Below are 18410 nucleotides of genomic sequence, written 5' to 3'. Positions count from 1 at the left end.
ATTCATTATTCTTTGAAGTTAATCTGAATTACTTTCAATGTGTTTCTGTCTATCACTTATACGCTTCTACATATAAAAACCGATAGCACCACAATTCACTATTCCGCCATTGACGAAAAAGTATTAATAAAGTTTCTGACGAAGATACGATTTAAACTCATTCACCGGATTACGTTTCGTTTTACTCACTTCAAGTATCCGAGCCTCTACTAAGCAAGTTTTCGCATCAGTGCATCGCTGAACTTCATTTAATTTCGTCGGATTCAACGCCAATTGTGGCTTATTGAAACTCTCCCCCATAAATACCATGGCAATAAAAATAATCCCGATAAATAGAGGCACTTCAATATACGCTTGTTTCATGATGAATGCTCTTGTTATGGTTGTTGAGGGTATATTAGTGGTTTTGCATTTTAGTACCTTAATATTTGGTTAAACCAACCTTAAGGGATGCTTAAGGGGGTAAATATCCTAGTTGCTGGGTGAGCGGAGTCTGCTTATACTCCGCAACAGAGGTAATAAATATGAATATTTTATTGGTAGAAGACGATCTTCAGCTCGGCAAAGCGTTATGTCGTGGACTAGAATTAGCCGGATTTAATCCTTGCTGGGTCAGATTATTATCTGATGCTAAGCTGCAATTACAGACACGCAATTTTGATGTCATGCTTTTAGACTTGGGATTACCTGATGGTGATGGTCAAGAGGAATTAATTTCATGGCGCCAATCTGGAGAATCAATACCGATTATTATTCTTACCGCCCGCAATAAAATGGATAATTTAGTGGCGAGTTTAGATTCTGGTGCCGATGATTTCTTAACAAAACCCTTTGAGATGCCAGAGTTAATTTCTCGCGTAAAGGCTATTAGCCGCCGTATGGCTGGGTTTTCATCTGAAATTTGGCAATTGGATAATCTGCAATTAAATCCATTAAACCATCAAGTCACCTTGGATGGTCAATTATTATTACTCTCCGGCAAAGAATATCTGTTGCTATACGAGTTAATTAAAAATGCCGACAATGTCGTGCGAAAAACGGATTTAGAGCAACGTTTATTTGGCTTGGATGATGTGGAAAGTAACTCCCTTGAAGTCCACATTCATAATTTACGCCGCAAAATTGGTAAAGATAGAATTATTACTATCCGTGGCATCGGTTATTTACTAAAAAAAGAAGCGCAATCTGGTGAAGATTAAATCCTTTCTTGTCTACACATTTGGTATTCAGATTGGCGCAGTCATCTTTTTATGGCTGCTGCTAGTCGGTTGGTTACAATTTTTTTATCTACCTGATTTGGTCGATGATGATGAATTTAACCAACAACAGCAAATTGTCACACAAGGGATTGCGCGTACATTAGGCACTGTTTCAGATACCCCAGAACATTTTGATAAGCTCGCGGTTATTCTGCAAAAAATGTATACCGATGCCATGGAAAACGGCATCGAAACTAGCTATAAACCGTATATGGTTGTGCGAGATAATCGGGGACATGTGTTATATCGCAATAGTGAAAAGATTTCGGACCCATCACTAAAATCGGTCGAGATGCTAACTGCCCAACATAAAGATTGGCATTTCACCTCTGCATGGGATGATGACCATACCCTCGAAGTTGTGATTGCAGAATCGTATCTTGAGCGACGAAAGTTAATTGGTAACCCAGCCGAAGGCACCGCCATTCCTCTTGCCTTTATTTTAGGCATAATGTTAATCGCTATTTTGATCACTGCCTATTTTAGTATTCGTCCAATTAAACAAGTCGCTAAAATTATTTCATCGCGTCAACCGGGAAATTTAACGCCGATTGATACCAAAGATATGTATAAAGAAACTCGCCCGATTATTTCCGCAATTAACCAATTAATGGCGCGAGTAGATGCCGCTAATTTACGCGAAAAACGTTTTATGGCAGATGCGGCTCATGAATTGCGGACACCAATTGCAGCAGTGACAGCACAATTACATGTGTTAATGCATATCGATAATCCAAAAGAAAAAGCTGAAATTATTAATGATATGAAAGAGACATTAACGCGGGCCGCCTCTTTATCTCATCAATTAATTGATCTCGCACGTTTGGAAGCGGAAGATTTTGCCATTCGTAAGGAGAACATTGATTTACCGATGTTAATCAGTAATCTCATTTCATCGCACATTCCTTATGCTCTCAATAAACATATTGATGTGGAATTATCCAGTCCAGATTCTTTTTATATTGAAACTGATAAGCTGGCGCTGAGTAATGTGTTCACTAATTTAATCGAAAATGCGATTAAATATTCGCCAGAAAAAGCCAAAATAAAAGTGACACTGGCTGATCTCACCCCTTTTGGAGCCACCATTACAATTCAAGATAATGGACGCGGTATTCCAGAAGAGAGTCGTGCGCATTTATTTTCTCGCTTTTACCGTGTGCCTGGAACATTAGAAACAGGAAGCGGTTTAGGATTATCTATTGCCCATAACTTGGCATCAAAAATAGGTGCGACATTAAAAGTCACTGATGGATTAGAAAATAAAGGTATTGGATTTATTATTGATTTGCCTTAATTGAGTCGGTAGTCGAGAATAATACCATTAATTAAAATAATGTTATTCAGTTAACATCCCGAGTGCGCAATAAGCATTACAATCCCCTATTACGTTAAATTACTTAATTGTCATTAAATGACTTAATGGCAATTAAACGACTTAATGGCAACTAAACTACTTGGCCATAAAAAGGGGCAATAATGTCACAAGCGCTAATCATCATTGATCTTATTAACGATATTGTGGGTAAAAATGGTTTATCCAATAGCAGTTATTCCCAAGTCAATTCCCGCAATATTATTGAAAAGGCGAATCAAGCCGCTAATTACGCAAGAAGTCAGCGTATTCCTGTTATTTGGGTCAAAGTTGGCTTTAGCGATAATTATCAAGATATCCCCGCAGGCTCTCCACTTTTTTCACAAGCTAAACAGAAAGGCGCATTAAAATTAAGCGGCTATGGCTGCCATTGGGTGGAAGATTTGGAAGTTCATATGCAAGACAGGGTTATTATTAAGAAAGGCGTCTCGGCATTTGCAGGCAATAAGCTCCACCAATGGCTCAACGATAATGATATTACTCAGCTCTATTTTGGTGGCGTCAGTTCAGTAATGGCAATCCAAAGTAGTGTGAGACAAGCCCATGATTTAGGCTATTTTTGCCATGTCCTCGAAGATATGTGCGCCGCTGCAACCATTGAACTACACGAACAAAGTATGCAGGCGCTGACGAGTTTAGCCACGATTTCATCCAGCAAGACGTTTATGCAAGGCAAATAACCGTCATGATGAGTATGATGTAAACAATAATTTACAACTTTCAGATTAAAAATTAGTTTAATATTTAAAATATCTTTTGGCTGATTATTGACTTTGATCAATAAAAAACTAGAATGCTCCTACGTGATCAAGATCACACATTAACATTCGGAGCGAACATGAAAAGCATCAAAGAATTTTTCGTTAACCTGCAAGAAGTTGTTGAATTACTGTCCAAGCGTTTTATGTAATTTGCTTTAAACTTTAGTTAAACCTTAGTCAATCAAACCTTTCATTTACCTCATTCAAGTATTTGCAAATTTTTGCTAACGGCCTTTTTTAAGGCCGTTTTTTTATTCAAATACGTTCTCAATAATTTCTGCCACTATCGCCGTTTTAATCGCGACTAACAGCAAATCTTTTCCGCTCATTCGCCACTCATACCCTGAGTAAGTTGGCAAACAAGCTCTAAATGAGGCGGGTAACGCTTTTTTAGCAATTCCCGGCGGCAACGGCTTACCTCGACGGATCTGTTTTTCAATTCCAGGAGGAAGTCCTTGATAACCCACTAGCCCATAATTGATGGCAACGGGGCGAACATCGCCGAAATTGATATTAATACTAATCAAAGAGTTATCATAATGACTTGAGTGTTTCTTCACATCACAGTCATATTTTTTGCCCTTATGTTTATGCTTTTTATTATGCTTATGATGGTGGTCATCATGATCATAATAATAATAGTCACCCTTATGCTTACCATTTCCTTCATTACCTTGATGGTTAGAAGCCAGAGCAAATAGCGGCATGCACATGAGTGCAGGCAGTAAGATAAACTGCAAAATAAATGGTTTTTTGGCTTTATTTTCGATGTGCATTTTATTGTGAATTCCTTACCATGCTGGGTCGTAAAACATTATGTCCCCAGTAAGAGGACAGCAATAGGAAATGGCTCATTCACAGTAATGTTATGTAAATGTTAGTAATTTCAGCCAAACTTAAGTCCTATTTGCTTATACTGGGTCGTCATTTATGGATAACGCAATAAAGGAGAATTTATGCAGCAGCAACTGCTCGACTGGGCTCGCCAGTTTAATCAAGACTATGCCACTCTCGCCTCTCTCTTAATGGTTCTTGGGCTGATACTGATTGTCGCCCTGATTTTGCATCTTTTTCTGCACAAAATTTTGCTTCCTACGATTGAAAAAAGAGGATTAAAATCGGGTTCCGGTTGGCAACATCAACTCACCCAATATAATCTGTTCAATCGAATTGCCTTTATTATTCAAGGTATTGTGGTCAACATTCAGTCCACCTTATGGCTATCTTCGGGCTCAACGACACAAATGGTATTGAATGTCGCTTCCCAAGCATGGTGCTTGCTGTTTGGCTTGCTGGCTATTTATTCCATTTTAGATATCACGCTGGGCGTATTACAACGTGCGGCAAAAACGGCACATCTCCCGCTACGTGGAATTTTCCAAAGCATTAAGCTTATCGCCACTGTTTTAATTTCGATTATGATCATCGCGCTACTGATTGGTAAATCTCCGTTGATTATCCTCAGTGGGTTAGGTGCGATGACCGCTGTCATGATGTTGGTGTTTAAAGATCCGATTATGGGATTAGTCGCTGGTATTCAGCTCTCTGCGAATAACATGGTCAACATTGGTGATTGGCTGGAAATGCCGAAATACGGTGCAGATGGTGCGGTGATTGATATTGGATTGACTACGGTTAAGGTTCGAAATTGGGATAATACCGTCACCACCATTCCAACTTATGCCCTGATTTCAGATTCCTTTAAAAACTGGAAAGGCATGACCGAATCAGGCGGACGCCGTATCAAGCGCAGCCTACGTATCGATGCCAATAGTATTCATTTTTTGAAACCTGAAGAAATTAACAACTTTGAAAAAGCCAACTTATTAGAGCCTTATATTGAGAAAAAAATCTCTGAAATTCAGGTCTTCAACTCTGCGTTACCCGAAGATAAATCGACGCCACTCAACCAGCGACGCCTCACAAATATCGGGACATTTCGTGCCTATATTGAAGCATATCTGCGTGCTCACCCGCAGATCCATAAAAATATGACCATCATGGTTCGCCAACTGGAGTCAGACTCAAACGGTATTCCAATTGAGATTTACGCGTTTACCAACACGACAGTGTGGTTAGAGTATGAACGTATCCAATCGGATATTTTTGACCATATTTTTTCTATCCTGCCACAATTCAACTTATCTGTGCATCAGTCACCTACCGGTAATGATGTTCGATTCTTAGGTCATTCAGCGAATAAATAACTCATCATAGGTAACTTATAAATACTACTTAATGATTAGCGAACATGGCCAGCCTACCTAGAGGGGGAAACCCCTCTTATACCCACAGATCACACCCTACCATTATATAATCTTGAATATAACGATTGATAATAAAAATAGAACAAAACGGGTACTCACGACAAAAAAACTCCTTATAAATTAAACAAATAAAAATATTTCCCTTGATGTTATCAAGGATATTATTGATGCATATCATGTTAGTGAGCGGGTATTTTTTCTAACATATTGAACATACCTAATACGTTATTTACATATAGGCAATGTCAATGCATAAAAATAAAACAAATACTCATTTCGCAGAACTGAGCAGGAGGGAATTTCTTCAGACCTCCGCAACCGTAGCGGGTGCAGCCGCCGTTGCAGGCTCAATCACTCTGCCTTTTGCTGCTCAAGCAAAAACACCAACCATCATGCCCGACGAAGTCAGTGAGAAAATCAGCTACAGCGCTTGTTTAGTCAACTGTGGTAGCCGCTGCCCTCTAAAAGTTCATGTGAAAGATGGCGTTATCAGCCGTATTTCCAATGAAACCATGTATGACGATTCAACACTGGGAGAGCACCAAATTCGCCCTTGTCTGCGTGGTCGTTCAGTTCGCTGGAAAACCTATAATCCAGATCGTTTAAAATACCCAATGGTGCGTGTGGGGAAACGTGGTGAAGGTAAGTTCAAAAAAATTAGCTGGGATGAAGCCACCACTATCATTGCTGAAAAACTGAAATACACCATCGATAAATACGGCAGCGATGCCATTTATTACCAATATGGTTCCGGTTCAACAGGTGCCAACTTGCATGGTCGAGCGGCCTGTAAACGTCTTTTAAGTTTAACCGGTGGATTTTTAGGTGACTACGGGACTTATTCCTACGCACAGCTAATGGAAATCACGCCATATGTTTACGGCAGTGTGGAAGAGTCTTATTTAACTGAAATCCAAAACTCCGATCTCGTGGTGATGTTCGGTCATAACTTGGCTGAAACCCGTATGTCCGGTGGTGGTCAGTTCTATGAAACGCTAAATGCCCTCGATAAGAGCAAAGCAAAAGTGATCATTATTGACCCTCGCCGCACCGATAGCGTCACAACGTTAGGCGCTGAGTGGATCCCTATTTATCCGGGTACTGACGCCGCGTTAGTGGCAGCCCTGGGTTATGTGATGATCCAAGAAGGCTTAACCGACGAAGAATTCCTGAAAAATTACTGTGTGGGCTGGGATGAATCAACCCTGCCAGCTTCAGCGCCACGTAATGCCTCTTACAAAGATTACATCTTGGGCAATGGTCCTGATGGTATTGCGAAAACCCCTGAGTGGGCGAGCAAATTAACAGGTATTTCAGTTTCACGTATCATTCAGTTAGCCCGCGAAATTGGTAACGCTCAACGTGCTTGGATCTCACAAGGCTGGGGCTTACAACGTACCGAAAATGGTGAGCAAGCCTGTCGCTCTATCATGATGCTGCCTATTATGTCTGGCAATATTGGTCGTTCAGGGACTAACACTGGTTTATGGGGTAACAGTTTTGCCTATCCAGTGGCTGGATTTGGCTTACCGAACCCAGTGAAAGCGTTGATCCCTACGTATATGTGGTCAGAAGCGATTGTGCGCGGTAAAGAGTTAACCGCTGAAAATGGTGGGATCAAAGGCGTTGATAAGCTGAATAACGACATCAAATTTATGTGGTGTTATTCCAGTAATGTCATCGGAAACCAGCATGGTGACTTGAATAAGACCCATGAAATTCTGTCTGATGAATCAAAATGTGAGTTTATCCTTGTTTGGGATAACCACGACACTCCATCGGCAAAATATGCGGACTTACTGCTGCCAGATGTGACCACCGTCGAAACAAACGACCTGATCAATAACTCCTATGCAAGTGGGGCTTATCACTATCTGGTGCGTCTACAAAACGCCATTGAACCACTGTGGGAAAACCGTCCAAACTACGATGTATTAGTCGAAATTGCAGAAAAAATGGGCGTGAAAGATCAGTTCACTGAAGGCCGCACCTACGCAGAATGGATTGAGTTTTGCTACAACAAAACTCGTGAAAAAATGCCTCATTTGCCTGAATTTAGTGAGACTGATGGTGCGGGGATTATCGACCGTAAGTTCCTCAATAGCGCTGAAAACGTGGCACTGAAAAGTTTCCGTGATGACCCAGTGAATAATCCACTGAAAACGCCATCGGGCAAAATTGAAATTTACTCCGAAAAACTGGCTGAACGCGTGAAAAACTGGGAACTTCCAGAAGGTCAGCGTATTCCGGCTATTCCTGAATATTGTGTGAATAAAGAAGGTGTTGAAGCGCAAGCCTCACAGAAAAAACACTCTTTATTAATGACGGGCTTCCACGATAAAGGTCATGTTCACTCAACCTATTACAACGTGGCTATGTTGCGTGAGGCTATTCCTCATCAATTCTGGTTAAATCCAATTGATGCACAAGAACGTGGTTTGAAGAATGGCGACTTAGCTGAAATCTTCAATGATCGCGGGCGTATTCAGATTAAGGTCAAAGTGACTGAGCGCGTCTTACCGGGTGTGATTGCGGTGCCTCAAGGTGCATGGCGCACATTGAATACCGAAGGTTTAGATGTTGGTGGTTGTATCAACACCCTAACCTCCCATGTCCCTTCTCCTCTGGCGAAAGGCACACCACAACATACTAACCTTGTTGAAGTCAAACGCGCTTAAGGAGTTAATTGATGAAACAGTATGGCTTTTATTTTGACTCCACAAAATGCACTGGCTGTAAAACCTGTCAGGTCAGTTGTAAGGACGAAAAAGATTTAGATTTAGGTCCTAAGTTCCGTCGTGTGTATGAATTCGGTGGCGGTAGCTGGCAGAAACAAGACGGTATTTGGCAACAAAACGTCTATAGCTACTACCTGTCTATTTCGTGCAACCACTGCTCGAACCCTACTTGTGTAGAAGGTTGCCCAACGGGTGCAATGCACAAACGCAGTGAAGATGGCTTAGTGGTTGTTGACCAGTCTATCTGTGTAGGCTGTCGTTACTGTGAACTGCGCTGCCCATATGGTGCACCACAGTTTGACGAAAAGAAAAAACTGATGAGCAAATGCGATGGCTGTTATGAGCGTGTCGCAAAAGGAATGAAGCCGGTTTGTGTAGAGTCTTGCCCGCAGCGCGCTTTAGATTTCGATGACATTACCGTTTTACGTGAGTTACACGGTACGGAGTGCGGCATTGCACCGATGCCAGATCCAAGCCTGACTAACCCGAATATCGTCATCAAGCCACACAAAGATGCTAAACCATCGGGTGATAAAAGTGGCGAATTGAAAAACCCTGCGGAGGTCTAATATGCATGAGTTACCACTGGTTTTCTTTACTGTCTTAGGGCAATCCGCGGCGGGTTTATTTCTGTTAGCTTATATTGCGAAAAAAATGGGGTCAATCGACGATAAGCAGCTGAAAACAGCTAATATTATCGGATTTATCATTGTGATGATTGGCTTGGGTATTGGCGCACTGCACGTCGGCCAACCTCTGCGTTTCTTCAACATGTTGTTGGGTGTCGGTCGCTCACCAATGAGTAATGAAGCGTTCTTAAGTGGCGTGTTTGTGGGCTGTGCTGCCGCGACGCTGTTTTTCACTCACTTTGTTAAACAAGCGGCTCTGCGCGAGCTGTCTAACATTGCAGCGGTGATTTCAGGGTTAGCGTTCGTTTGGTCGATCCCGCAAGTGTATAACATTGCGACAATTGCTAACTGGGATACCCAATTCACGACACTGCAAATGTGGACAACCCTGTTTGTGGGCGGTGGTGCACTTGCAATGGCAATCGGTGCTCGAGGTTTAGGATTAACAGCATTTTTAGTCGGTACCTTTGCGATTTTTGCCAGCCGTGCCAGCTACCAAGCATTTTTAAGCGAAACTGCACCCGCATTAAGTGCAGAGCAGACTGGCTTTTGGGGCTTCCAAGTGATTGTATTAGCGATTGCCTTAGCAGCGTTCGTTGGCTTCGCTATCAAGCAGCGTTCACCGAAAATTCCATTACTGACCTGCGCAGCCGCCGTATTACTCGCAGAACTGTCTGGTCGTATTGCCTTTTATAACCTGTGGCAAATCACCATGTAAGGTGCTATAACCGCAGATTATGGTTAGCAGTATAAGATAAATAATAATATAAGAGCCTGAATTCAGGCTCTTTCTTTTAAGTTAATTGAAGCTTTAAATTAATTGCAGCTTTATAGGTAATATCATGCAAACTCTCGATACCACACTTTTTCGTATTTTAGGGGGAATGTTTTACTACTCTCCTGAAACTCCCACGTTTCAAACCTTGCAACCTGTACTGCGTGAAATCCCATCCCTGTATGATTGGCAGGAATCCACTCAGCTGATTGCCGATTGCGAAGCATTAAGTGATTACCCAGCAGACTCGCTTACCTATGATTTTTCGATTCTTTTTGAAGGTCAAGGTGCGATGCCAGCACCACCATGGGGATCTGTGTATCTGTCTCATGACAACACCGTTATGGGGGATTCCACCAGCGCCTATCGCCAGTTTTTAATGTCTCATGGGTTGGTTACTGATACGGGATTACGGGAACCGGAAGACCAATTTGGTCTGATGTTAATGGCCATTTCAGCACTGGCAGAGCAAGGTCAAGACGACGCCATTGTGGAATTACTCGAACAGCATTTATTGCCTTGGGCGGAACGTTACTTAACGTTAGTCCAGCAAACATCAACTGAACATGGGTTTTACCCTACCCTTGCCAAAATCACTCAGGCCTATTTGGCTGGCGTGCAAAAACAGCTAGGTTTACAGCCTGCCACGGCCGAGCTTTTTCGTTAATCAACCTTAAAAGAAAATGAGTTTGCGAGTATGTAAGCAAACTCATTTTTATATAGACGAATTAGAATGACGAGTTAGGTTGCTGTAAAAAGGCAATTTCTTCTCGAGTTGACGGTCGACCGAGGATCTCGTTACGATGCGGATAGCGCCCAAACTTATCGATAATAGCCTTATGACGCATTTCATAATCCAGCGTACTATCATCCCCCAACATACGGAATAGCTCCACCGCTTGCAGGTGGATAAAGCTTGATTCTGAATGCATAAATGGCATCAACATAAATTTTCGCTGAGATAGCGTAAGCAGATGATAATCCGGCTGTTTAATGGCTTCTTGTGCCAGCGCTAGCGCCATCGCATCTTGCGCGAATGCTTTTGGGGTATCTCGCCATAAATTACGGGAAAACTGGTCAAGAATAATAATTTCCGCTAAACGGCCGCGAATAGAGACTCGCCAATAAGCCAGCTCCCCTTTTGCCGCCTGTTCACTGAGCGCAGTAAAACGTTTTGCGATGGTTAAGTCGAATTTCTCGCTTTTTTCAAACCACTGTTTTGGGGTTGATTCTTCAAACCAAAATGAAAGCACTTCTTCCATGGCATTCATAAGTTACCTATTTATATTATTATTGCGATTATTATTACGATATCGGGTTCATCGTAGATAAAAATAGTTCAAATTGACAGGATGGAGATCTGAAAACACAAATTTGCAGATAAAAATTTTGTTATTTGCGAGCTAGCCCTAAAATAATCGCGATAGCACTCTGTAACTTCCTACTGTTTTTACTACATCACGTTTTTATTGCATCACGTTTTTATTGCATCAAGACAAGTATTCTTTTTTTGATAATGATAAATGCTCGATCACACATTCTTATTTGCTGTTTAATGTGAATTTAAATTTATCTATCGTATGAATACATACATTTATTTAATCCAATGTTAGAATTTGACTTATATTTTATAGACAAAGCATTTTATAGACAAAGAACACGCCCCTATATATTGAGCGTGTTAATTTGACATCTTGGGTGTACTTCATTAGCGGTGAGTGGGAAGGCAAGATAAATGGCAGGACATATGGTACTTATCGGTTGGGCTTTGTGGGTCAGTCCTTGTGGCACTGATTCATGCGATGCATTACCCGTGACCGAAACCATTTTTACCCAAGAACAGTGCATGAGCCGAAAATCCTATTTAGAGGCGAAACGCCCTAATTTGTTTTTCTTATGTGGTGAGGTTTATCGTGATAGCGATGAAATCGCCAAAGAGGAAAAAAATATCGTACCCGCACCTAATCCACCACTCCCCGTACGCAACTTACCGGAACGTAAATCACGTTGAGTTAGGATCAAATAGGTAAGGCGGTGGTCGTTCGCCACCCCCTATTAACAATTAATCGCCATTAGCAATTAACGATTAAATAATCTCCGCAATTTTATTATCTGCATTGATAAAATCCCCTTGTTTAGCCGTATATTTCAGTTCCCCTGAACGGTGGGCAATAACTTGAACTTCCATTTTCATTGCCTCCATCACACCAATGATGTCCCCTTCTGTCACCTTATTTCCTTGAGGAACTAACCAGTTGAATAGCACGCCAGAAATAGGGGCATTCACGCTGTTAGGGTTATTTTCAACGCTTTGAGTCGCTGGGGTAACCGTCGTTGGATTCACTGCCATTCCAGCAAACAGTTGCGCGGGCAAACCCAGTTCGCAACGTTTCCCGTCAATTTCAATAAATGACCGTGTTAACGGGGGTTCGGCTTGTGGTAATTGGCGTTTCGCAGGGGAAATTTCAACACTAAATTCCGTTTCAATCCAACGGGTATGCACCTTAAAGTTCTCACAAAAATCCGCTTGCTCCATTACCGCACGATGAAAAGGCAATACGGACGCGATCCCTTCAATGTTAAATTCCGCTAATGCGCGACGCGCACGTACAATCGCTTGTTCACGAGTTTGCCCCACCACAATCAGTTTGGCCATTAACGAGTCAAAAGTACCGGGAATGGTTTTGCCTGTTTCAACGCCACTATCAACACGGACGCCAGGGCCTGATGGCGCATCAAAACGTAAAATGGTTCCCGGAGTCGGTAAGAAACCATTTCCGGCATCTTCTGCATTGATACGAAATTCAAAAGCATGACCACGAGGCTTAGGGGTTTCTTGAATACTCAGAGGCAAACCTTCAGCAATGCGTAGCTGCTCAACCACCAAGTCAATGCCTGCCGTTTCTTCTGTAACTGGGTGCTCAACCTGCAAACGGGTGTTCACTTCTAAGAAGGATAAGGTACCTTCTTGGCTTAATAAGAACTCGACCGTTCCAGCGCCCACATAGCCCGCTTTACGGCAAATATCCGTGGAAGCGCGAATGATTTGCTGTTCCAGTTCAGGGGCTAAAAACGGGGCGGGTGACTCTTCCACCAGCTTTTGGTTTCGGCGTTGCAACGAACAATCCCGCGTTCCCACGACAACAACGTTACCGTGGGTATCGGCGATAACTTGCGCTTCAATATGGCGCGGGTTATGCAAAAATTGCTCAATAAAACATTCCCCGCGACCAAATGCCGCTGTCGCCTCACGCACCGCAGAGTGGTATAGCTCTTCGACTTCGTGCATCTGCCACGCCACTTTTAAACCGCGACCACCGCCGCCAAATGCGGCTTTAATTGCGATGGGTAGCCCATGTTGATGGGCAAATTGCACCACTTCTTGAGCGGTTTCAACGGGATCTTTGGTTCCCACAACGAGCGGCGCACCGACTTGTAAAGCAATATGGCGAGCTTGAACTTTATCCCCCAAAATATCAATACTTTCAGGGCTTGGTCCAATCCAAATCAAGCCAGCTTGTTGCACTGCTCGCGCAAATTCAGCACGTTCAGAAAGGAAACCGTAGCCCGGATGCACCATCGTTGCACCGGATTTTTTCGCTATCTCAATCAGTTTCTCAATGTTTAAGTAGCTCTGCGCTGGGGTATTGCCACCTAGCCCATAAGCTTCGTCCGCCATGTTGACATGCAATGCGTCAATATCGCTATCGGCATACACTGCCACAGACGCAAAACCATAATCGCGGCAAGCACGAATAATACGTACGGCGATCTCACCGCGGTTGGCAATCAGTACATTATGCTGTGCATTTTTATTATTGGTATTCATAAGCTTCATGACTCCCTTCAAGTTGATAAAATTCACGTAATGGATTAAAGCGGATTTTGCCATTCACAGGGATTTGCCCTGCAAGATCCAAATGATAGTCACACACCGCCCCTATCACCGGATATCCTCCCGTCAATGGGTGGTCATTTAAAAATAAGACCGGCTGCCCATTAGCGGGGACTTGGATGGCACCAATACAGGTACCTTCACTTGGTAATTCATGCAACAGCTCTCGGCTTAGCGGCACTTCACCCGCAAGGCGTAACCCAATACGGTTTGAGGCGGCAGTCACCTGCCAAACTTGCTGGCGCAGTAATTCCGCTGCTTGTTCAGTAAACCAATCTGTTCTAGGCCCCATCACCACATCCAGTACCACCACATCATCTGCGGTCGGGTAGTCAAAAGCTGGTGATTCTGTGAGTGAAATCGCGCGATGGTTCATTTTTTGATAAATCGATAAAGATTGCCCAACCATTAATGGTGCGGGACCAACCTGAGCTAACGTATCGAATGAGCAGCTTTCAAGAACCGGTGTCACAGAAAAGCCCCCACGTACGGCAAAATAGCTACGTACACCTTTAGTTGGGCGTCCTAATTGAATGACATCCCCTTTCGCGAGGTGAATGGGGTGGTAAGTTGCTGAGGTGTATATCTGCCCATCTTCCGTCGTGATGGTGACAGGACATTCAGCACCGGTAATACCAACCAACAGGTCTCGATTAGCACGGACTTTTAAGCCGCCTTGCGTCACTTCCAATACGGTGGATTGCGTGCAGTTACCCACCAAACGATTGGCACTGTATAGCGCCGATTTGTCCATCGCCCCTGATTCGGAGATCCCTAACGCGGATTGCCCTATACGCCCTTTATCCTGAAATAAAGTTTGTAGCCCGGTCGCCAGCACAGTGAGATCGTAAGTTTGGCTCTCATCGATAGGTTTAATGTCCGTTTGGCTCGGTAAGCTATAGCTCACGGGACTCTTGCTTTGGTCAACAAATTGCACCCGATAACCCGCTTGTAAGAGTGCTGGCTCTGGGCGATTAATATCCCATACGGCTAAATCTGTCTGACCTATCAGCTGCCAACCGCCTGGGCTGGCTTGTGGATACACACTGCTAAATTCCCCCGCCAATGCCACTGAACCAGCAGGAATTCGCACGCGAGGGGATTGGCGGCGCGGTACCTGTAATTGGGCTTGCTTCGAGACCATATAACCAAATCCGGGGGCGAAGCCGCTAAAGGCCACCAAATATTCACTTTCAGTATGACGGCGGATCACCTCTTCAATAGAGATGCCTAAATACTCCGCGACTTCCGATAAATCTTCCCCAGTATAGTGCACCGGAATCGTGATTAATTTTCCCGTTTTGGATTCACCGCCTTCAATATTACGAAGAGAAATTTGCTGCACGATCGCATTAACATGCTCAATGGCTGGGTTATAACGCACTAATACCGTTCGTGCCGCTGGGGTTATCTCTTCAATGCCTTTAATCGGGTAATGCGTTAATGAGTCCGTCAGTGCCATCGTCTGTTCGAGGCTCGGCAGTTCAACCATAAACGCGCTTAAATTGACAGGTAAGAAACGCATAAGCCTCCCCTATACGTGGTAAGCATTGTCAGGAACATCCGTGATAAACATATATCCCGGAGCATGACTCAACGCAAAAGGAACACCCGATTTCATCACCGCTGCTTGAGGCGTCACACCACAAGCCCAAAATACGGGAATTTCACCGTCTTCAATGCGGACGGCATCCCCAAAATCAGGGCGCATAATGTCTTGGATCCCCAGTAATTCAGGTGCGCCAATATGTACGGGAGAGCCGTGTACCGCGGGGAAACGCCCCGAAATCATAACGGCATCGGCAACACGATCGGCAGGGATTGGGCGCATGGATACCACGAGCTCGCCCTCTAAACGCCCCGCAGGGCGACATAGTTGGTTAGTTTTATACATCGGCACATTGGAACCATCAGAAATGTGGCGGACATCAATACCCGCCTCTATCATCGGTGTTTCAAAGGTAAAACTGCAACCAATCAAGAAAGTCACTAAGTCAGGATGTTGCTGATAAATGGCCGTCGCATCCGTTATTTCATCCACCAGCTTGCCCTGTTCCCAAACACGATAACGAGGAATATCGGTACGCAGATCGGCACCTTCGGCTAACACTGTTTGCCAACTCCCTGATTCGCACACATCCAAAACAGGGCAACTTTTGGGATTACGTTGAGCATAAAGTAGGAAATCAAACGCCCAATCTCTCGGCAACGCAATCATATTGGCTTGAGTCATTCCCGGCGCCATACCTGCTGTGGGTTTATCATAGCCATAGCGAATCGCTTCTCTTGCCACTTTCGCAGCTTGAATTGCCTCTTTTGAGGCTTTCATTAATGCATTCATGCTTGGCCTCCCTTTCCTGCAAATGGATGGATACCAATTCCTTGCAGCTCAAAGAGTTCACGCACTTTTCTCGCCATCTCTAATGCACCGGGGCTATCCCCATGTACACAAATGGAACCTGCTTCAATGGGGGTGAATTTTCCATCAATGGCGAGTACACCGCCTTCATTCACTAACTGCAACATGCGCTTAGCCACTAACTCTGGATCATGCAGAACGGAACCCGCTAGCTTACGAGAGACCAGCGTACCATCGCTGTTGTACGCTCTATCCGCAAAGGCTTCTGCAACCACATTCAATCCGCTCTCTTTTGCCCAGCCAATCAATGGGGCCCCCGCTAATGCCACCAGCGTTAACTGGTTATCAATCCTCAAGATCCCATCAATGACAGCCATTGCTTGGCGCTTGTCATGGGCGATGGTGTTATACAGCGCACCGTGAGGTTTGACATATTCCACTTGGGTGCCTGCCGCCGTTGCAAGCCCCTTTAATGCACCAATTTGATAAATCACGTCTGCGGTTAATTCGTTAGACGCAATATCCATATTTCGACGACCAAATCCGACTAAATCCGGATATCCCACATGCGCTCCTACCGTCACCCCCTGCTTTTGTGCGGCAATGAGCGTTTGGAGGATCCCATCGGGAGAGCCCGCATGAAATCCACAGGCAATGTTGGCGCTACTGACAATGCTCAGCATTGCCTCATCATTGCCCATTTTCCATTGACCAAAACTTTCACCAAGATCGCTATTTAGGTCGATTTGCTTATTCATTATTGTTCCTCAATCCTTGATAACGGCTTATTTTAAGTAGTTGAAAATTGCACTCACAGACATGGCGCCCATATACCACGTTAAGGCACAGGTCACGACACCCGACCACAGTAACCAACGTGGGTAATGATAGCCTTCCATTAAATCTGCACGTTTCCAGCCAATATAGACAAACAAAGTCAGACCAATCGGTAAAATCAAGCCGTTAAAACCACCAGCGAAAACCAATAAAGCAGCTGGCGCGGTTCCCATTAACAGGTAAACAGCCAATGAAATGGCAATGAACAGGATAGTGGCAATATTACGTTGTCTTTCCGTAATGGACGATTTGAACGCTTTTAAGAAGCTCATGGAGGTATACGCTGCACCGATAACGCTAGTCAGTGCCGCCGCCCATAAAATTAAACCGAAAATACGCAAGCCAAAGTTACCCGCCGCGGCTTGGAAAGCTTGAGAGGCAGGGTTCGCCGCTTTACCTGAAATATCAATCGTCACGCCACTGGCAACCACACCTAAGATGGCTAAAAACAGGACATAGCGCATTACGCCGACGACGATGATTCCTTTGGTCGCCGCACTAGACACTGCTTTGATGTTTTCTACGCCAACTTCGCCTTTATCCAGTAAACGATGCGCCCCTGCGTAGCAGATATAGCCACCGACCGTTCCGCCAACGATCGTGGTGATCATCGCAAAATCAACGGTGTCTGGGAGTACGCTTTGACGTAGTGCTTCACCAATTGGTGGATTAGATGCAATCATCACAAAGAGGGTTAGACCAATCATGACCAAACCTAATGCAATGATTAATCTATCAATAAAACTACTGGCTTTGCGGGACGAGAATATATAAATCGCTAAGAGCGCACTGAGTAAACCACCCCATTTAGGGTCGAGACCAACAAGTGCGTTCAGACCTAAACCTGCCCCGGCAATGTTACCGATATTAAATATCAATCCCCCAAAGATGACTAATACAGCCAGCAAATAGCCACTTCCGGGAATTGTTGCATTGGCGATATCGGATGAGTGCATTTTCGTGAGTGTCACCACTCGCCAAATATTTTGCTGTACCACGAAATCAATCACGATAGAGGCTAAAATACCAAAAGCAAATGCGGCACCTAAAGTCACGGTAAATGTCGCGGTTTGAGTGATAAATCCGGGACCAATCGCTGATGTTGCCATTAAGAAAATAGCGCCAATCAGCGAGGAACGGCGTTTCTTCACATATTCTGCTGTCGAGATATTTTCATGAGCTGCCATATGCATACTCCTCTGTAGTTTTTGTTGTTATCTGTATTTTGATGTTGTGCAAGTTTTTTAATACTGAACTCATTTGTAGAGGCAATTTTCGTGCCATTGTTCTATCAATAGTATGGATTGTTAATTTATTGAATACGGATTGTTGAACAATTAATACGGAGCGATGAATAATTAAGCAATCAAAATCGTTTCTGGTAAGTTAAAAATCAAATCTTGATCACTTTTTTAACAATTAATGTTTATCTGTAACATTAAGAATGAGAGGCGTAATACGTCAAAGCACCAATTTAGTGCTCAAAAAGGAAAATGCCCTGAATGAGTGCATAAA

General features: G+C 43.7%; 17 protein-coding genes. 9 read left to right on the top strand and 8 right to left on the bottom strand.

From position 1 onward, the window contains the following. Nucleotides 1–123: 123 nt before the first annotated feature. Nucleotides 124–363, bottom strand: a complete 240-nt coding sequence (locus tag GKR48_RS11420) for a hypothetical protein (protein ID WP_154628176.1) — start codon at nt 361–363, stop codon at nt 124–126. A gap of 161 nt (nt 364–524) precedes the next feature. Between GKR48_RS11420 and GKR48_RS11415 the strand changes: the two genes are divergently transcribed. The 3 genes from GKR48_RS11415 (at nt 525) to GKR48_RS11405 (ending at nt 3314) form a co-directional block, all read left to right on the top strand. Next, complete coding sequence (locus GKR48_RS11415) at nt 525–1199, top strand: response regulator (RefSeq protein ID WP_154628175.1); 675 nt, start codon at nt 525–527, stop codon at nt 1197–1199. Then, entirely contained in the window at nt 1189–2556 is a 1368-nt protein-coding gene (locus GKR48_RS11410; RefSeq protein ID WP_336431153.1) for a sensor histidine kinase, read from the top strand. The genes GKR48_RS11415 and GKR48_RS11410 overlap by 11 nt, the downstream gene beginning before the upstream one ends. 182 nt (nt 2557–2738) lie before the next feature. Beyond that, nucleotides 2739–3314, top strand: coding sequence for a cysteine hydrolase family protein (locus tag GKR48_RS11405; protein ID WP_154628173.1), 576 nt, complete (start codon nt 2739–2741; stop codon nt 3312–3314). A 332-nt stretch (nt 3315–3646) separates the two neighbouring features. Here GKR48_RS11405 and GKR48_RS11400 read toward each other — a convergent pair whose 3' ends face one another. Beyond that, nucleotides 3647–4171: an anti-virulence regulator CigR family protein gene (locus GKR48_RS11400; protein WP_154628172.1), complete on the bottom strand. Its 525-nt coding sequence runs from the start codon at nt 4169–4171 to the stop codon at nt 3647–3649. A gap of 180 nt (nt 4172–4351) precedes the next feature. Between GKR48_RS11400 and GKR48_RS11395 the strand changes: the two genes are divergently transcribed. The 5 genes from GKR48_RS11395 to GKR48_RS11375 all read left to right on the top strand — a co-directional run bounded on the left by GKR48_RS11395 (nt 4352) and on the right by GKR48_RS11375 (nt 10471). Beyond that, nucleotides 4352–5602 carry a mechanosensitive ion channel family protein gene (locus tag GKR48_RS11395; protein ID WP_154628171.1) on the top strand — a complete coding sequence of 417 codons (1251 nt, stop codon included), beginning with the start codon at nt 4352–4354 and terminating at the stop codon, nt 5600–5602. Between the two features lie 308 nt (nt 5603–5910). Continuing rightward, nucleotides 5911–8340, top strand: a complete 2430-nt coding sequence (locus GKR48_RS11390; RefSeq protein WP_154628170.1) for a DMSO/selenate family reductase complex A subunit — start codon at nt 5911–5913, stop codon at nt 8338–8340. Between the two features lie 11 nt (nt 8341–8351). Next, a complete protein-coding gene (locus tag GKR48_RS11385) occupies nt 8352–8969 on the top strand; it encodes a DMSO/selenate family reductase complex B subunit (RefSeq protein WP_036952921.1) in 618 nt (205 codons plus the stop codon). A 1-nt stretch (nt 8970) separates the two neighbouring features. Beyond that, nucleotides 8971–9747 carry a dimethyl sulfoxide reductase anchor subunit family protein gene (locus tag GKR48_RS11380; protein WP_154628169.1) on the top strand — a complete coding sequence of 259 codons (777 nt, stop codon included), beginning with the start codon at nt 8971–8973 and terminating at the stop codon, nt 9745–9747. A 124-nt stretch (nt 9748–9871) separates the two neighbouring features. Continuing rightward, a complete protein-coding gene (locus tag GKR48_RS11375) occupies nt 9872–10471 on the top strand; it encodes a TorD/DmsD family molecular chaperone (RefSeq protein WP_154628168.1) in 600 nt (199 codons plus the stop codon). A 61-nt stretch (nt 10472–10532) separates the two neighbouring features. On the opposite strand, the gene GKR48_RS11370 is transcribed toward GKR48_RS11375, so the two are convergent. Beyond that, nucleotides 10533–11075 (bottom strand): DUF924 family protein, encoded by a 543-nt coding sequence (locus GKR48_RS11370; RefSeq protein WP_154628167.1) that lies wholly within the window; start codon nt 11073–11075, stop codon nt 10533–10535. A gap of 464 nt (nt 11076–11539) precedes the next feature. On the opposite strand from GKR48_RS11370, the gene GKR48_RS11365 reads away from it, so the two are divergent. Next, the gene (locus tag GKR48_RS11365) at nt 11540–11815 is read left to right on the top strand and encodes a hypothetical protein (RefSeq protein WP_154628166.1); all 276 of its coding nucleotides are present in this window, start codon (nt 11540–11542) and stop codon (nt 11813–11815) included. A 75-nt stretch (nt 11816–11890) separates the two neighbouring features. On the opposite strand, the gene GKR48_RS11360 is transcribed toward GKR48_RS11365, so the two are convergent. From GKR48_RS11360 to GKR48_RS11340, 5 genes are read right to left on the bottom strand one after another with little or no spacing between them, the layout of a single operon-like run. Then, the gene (locus GKR48_RS11360) at nt 11891–13633 is read right to left on the bottom strand and encodes an acetyl/propionyl/methylcrotonyl-CoA carboxylase subunit alpha (RefSeq protein WP_154628165.1); all 1743 of its coding nucleotides are present in this window, start codon (nt 13631–13633) and stop codon (nt 11891–11893) included. Then, entirely contained in the window at nt 13620–15224 is a 1605-nt protein-coding gene (locus GKR48_RS11355) for an urea amidolyase family protein (RefSeq protein WP_154628164.1), read from the bottom strand. Before GKR48_RS11355 ends, GKR48_RS11360 begins: the two co-directional genes overlap by 14 nt. A 9-nt stretch (nt 15225–15233) precedes the next feature. After that, on the bottom strand, nt 15234–16040 hold the full coding sequence (locus tag GKR48_RS11350) for a putative hydro-lyase (protein ID WP_154628163.1): 807 nt from the start codon (nt 16038–16040) through the stop codon (nt 15234–15236). Continuing rightward, a complete protein-coding gene (locus tag GKR48_RS11345) occupies nt 16037–16816 on the bottom strand; it encodes a LamB/YcsF family protein (protein ID WP_154628162.1) in 780 nt (259 codons plus the stop codon). The genes GKR48_RS11350 and GKR48_RS11345 overlap by 4 nt, the downstream gene beginning before the upstream one ends. Before the next feature lie 27 nt (nt 16817–16843). Continuing rightward, a complete protein-coding gene (locus GKR48_RS11340; RefSeq protein ID WP_154628161.1) occupies nt 16844–18082 on the bottom strand; it encodes an NRAMP family divalent metal transporter in 1239 nt (412 codons plus the stop codon). Between the last annotated feature and the right edge of the window lie 328 nt (nt 18083–18410).

Origin of the sequence: Providencia sp. wls1943 (assembly GCF_009706275.1) — a bacterium.
GTDB lineage: Bacteria > Pseudomonadota > Gammaproteobacteria > Enterobacterales > Enterobacteriaceae > Providencia > Providencia zhijiangensis.
The sequence above is the reverse complement of the archived record's forward strand: the minus strand, read 5'-3'. Positions and strand labels throughout refer to the sequence as shown.

Excerpts from the sequence above, each read along its gene's own strand:
- GKR48_RS11420 (WP_154628176.1), bottom strand. The coding sequence starts at position 363 with ATGAAACAAGCGTATATTGAAGTGCCTCTATTTATCGGGATTATTTTT.
- GKR48_RS11415 (WP_154628175.1), top strand. The coding sequence starts at position 525 with ATGAATATTTTATTGGTAGAAGACGATCTTCAGCTCGGCAAAGCGTTA.
- GKR48_RS11405 (WP_154628173.1), top strand. The coding sequence starts at position 2,739 with ATGTCACAAGCGCTAATCATCATTGATCTTATTAACGATATTGTGGGT.
- GKR48_RS11400 (WP_154628172.1), bottom strand. The coding sequence starts at position 4,171 with ATGCACATCGAAAATAAAGCCAAAAAACCATTTATTTTGCAGTTTATC.
- GKR48_RS11395 (WP_154628171.1), top strand. The coding sequence starts at position 4,352 with ATGCAGCAGCAACTGCTCGACTGGGCTCGCCAGTTTAATCAAGACTAT.
- GKR48_RS11390 (WP_154628170.1), top strand. The coding sequence starts at position 5,911 with ATGCATAAAAATAAAACAAATACTCATTTCGCAGAACTGAGCAGGAGG.
- GKR48_RS11385 (WP_036952921.1), top strand. The coding sequence starts at position 8,352 with ATGAAACAGTATGGCTTTTATTTTGACTCCACAAAATGCACTGGCTGT.
- GKR48_RS11380 (WP_154628169.1), top strand. The coding sequence starts at position 8,971 with ATGCATGAGTTACCACTGGTTTTCTTTACTGTCTTAGGGCAATCCGCG.
- GKR48_RS11375 (WP_154628168.1), top strand. The coding sequence starts at position 9,872 with ATGCAAACTCTCGATACCACACTTTTTCGTATTTTAGGGGGAATGTTT.
- GKR48_RS11370 (WP_154628167.1), bottom strand. The coding sequence starts at position 11,075 with ATGAATGCCATGGAAGAAGTGCTTTCATTTTGGTTTGAAGAATCAACC.
- GKR48_RS11365 (WP_154628166.1), top strand. The coding sequence starts at position 11,540 with ATGGCAGGACATATGGTACTTATCGGTTGGGCTTTGTGGGTCAGTCCT.
- GKR48_RS11360 (WP_154628165.1), bottom strand. The coding sequence starts at position 13,633 with ATGAATACCAATAATAAAAATGCACAGCATAATGTACTGATTGCCAAC.
- GKR48_RS11355 (WP_154628164.1), bottom strand. The coding sequence starts at position 15,224 with ATGCGTTTCTTACCTGTCAATTTAAGCGCGTTTATGGTTGAACTGCCG.
- GKR48_RS11350 (WP_154628163.1), bottom strand. The coding sequence starts at position 16,040 with ATGAATGCATTAATGAAAGCCTCAAAAGAGGCAATTCAAGCTGCGAAA.
- GKR48_RS11345 (WP_154628162.1), bottom strand. The coding sequence starts at position 16,816 with ATGAATAAGCAAATCGACCTAAATAGCGATCTTGGTGAAAGTTTTGGT.
- GKR48_RS11340 (WP_154628161.1), bottom strand. The coding sequence starts at position 18,082 with ATGGCAGCTCATGAAAATATCTCGACAGCAGAATATGTGAAGAAACGC.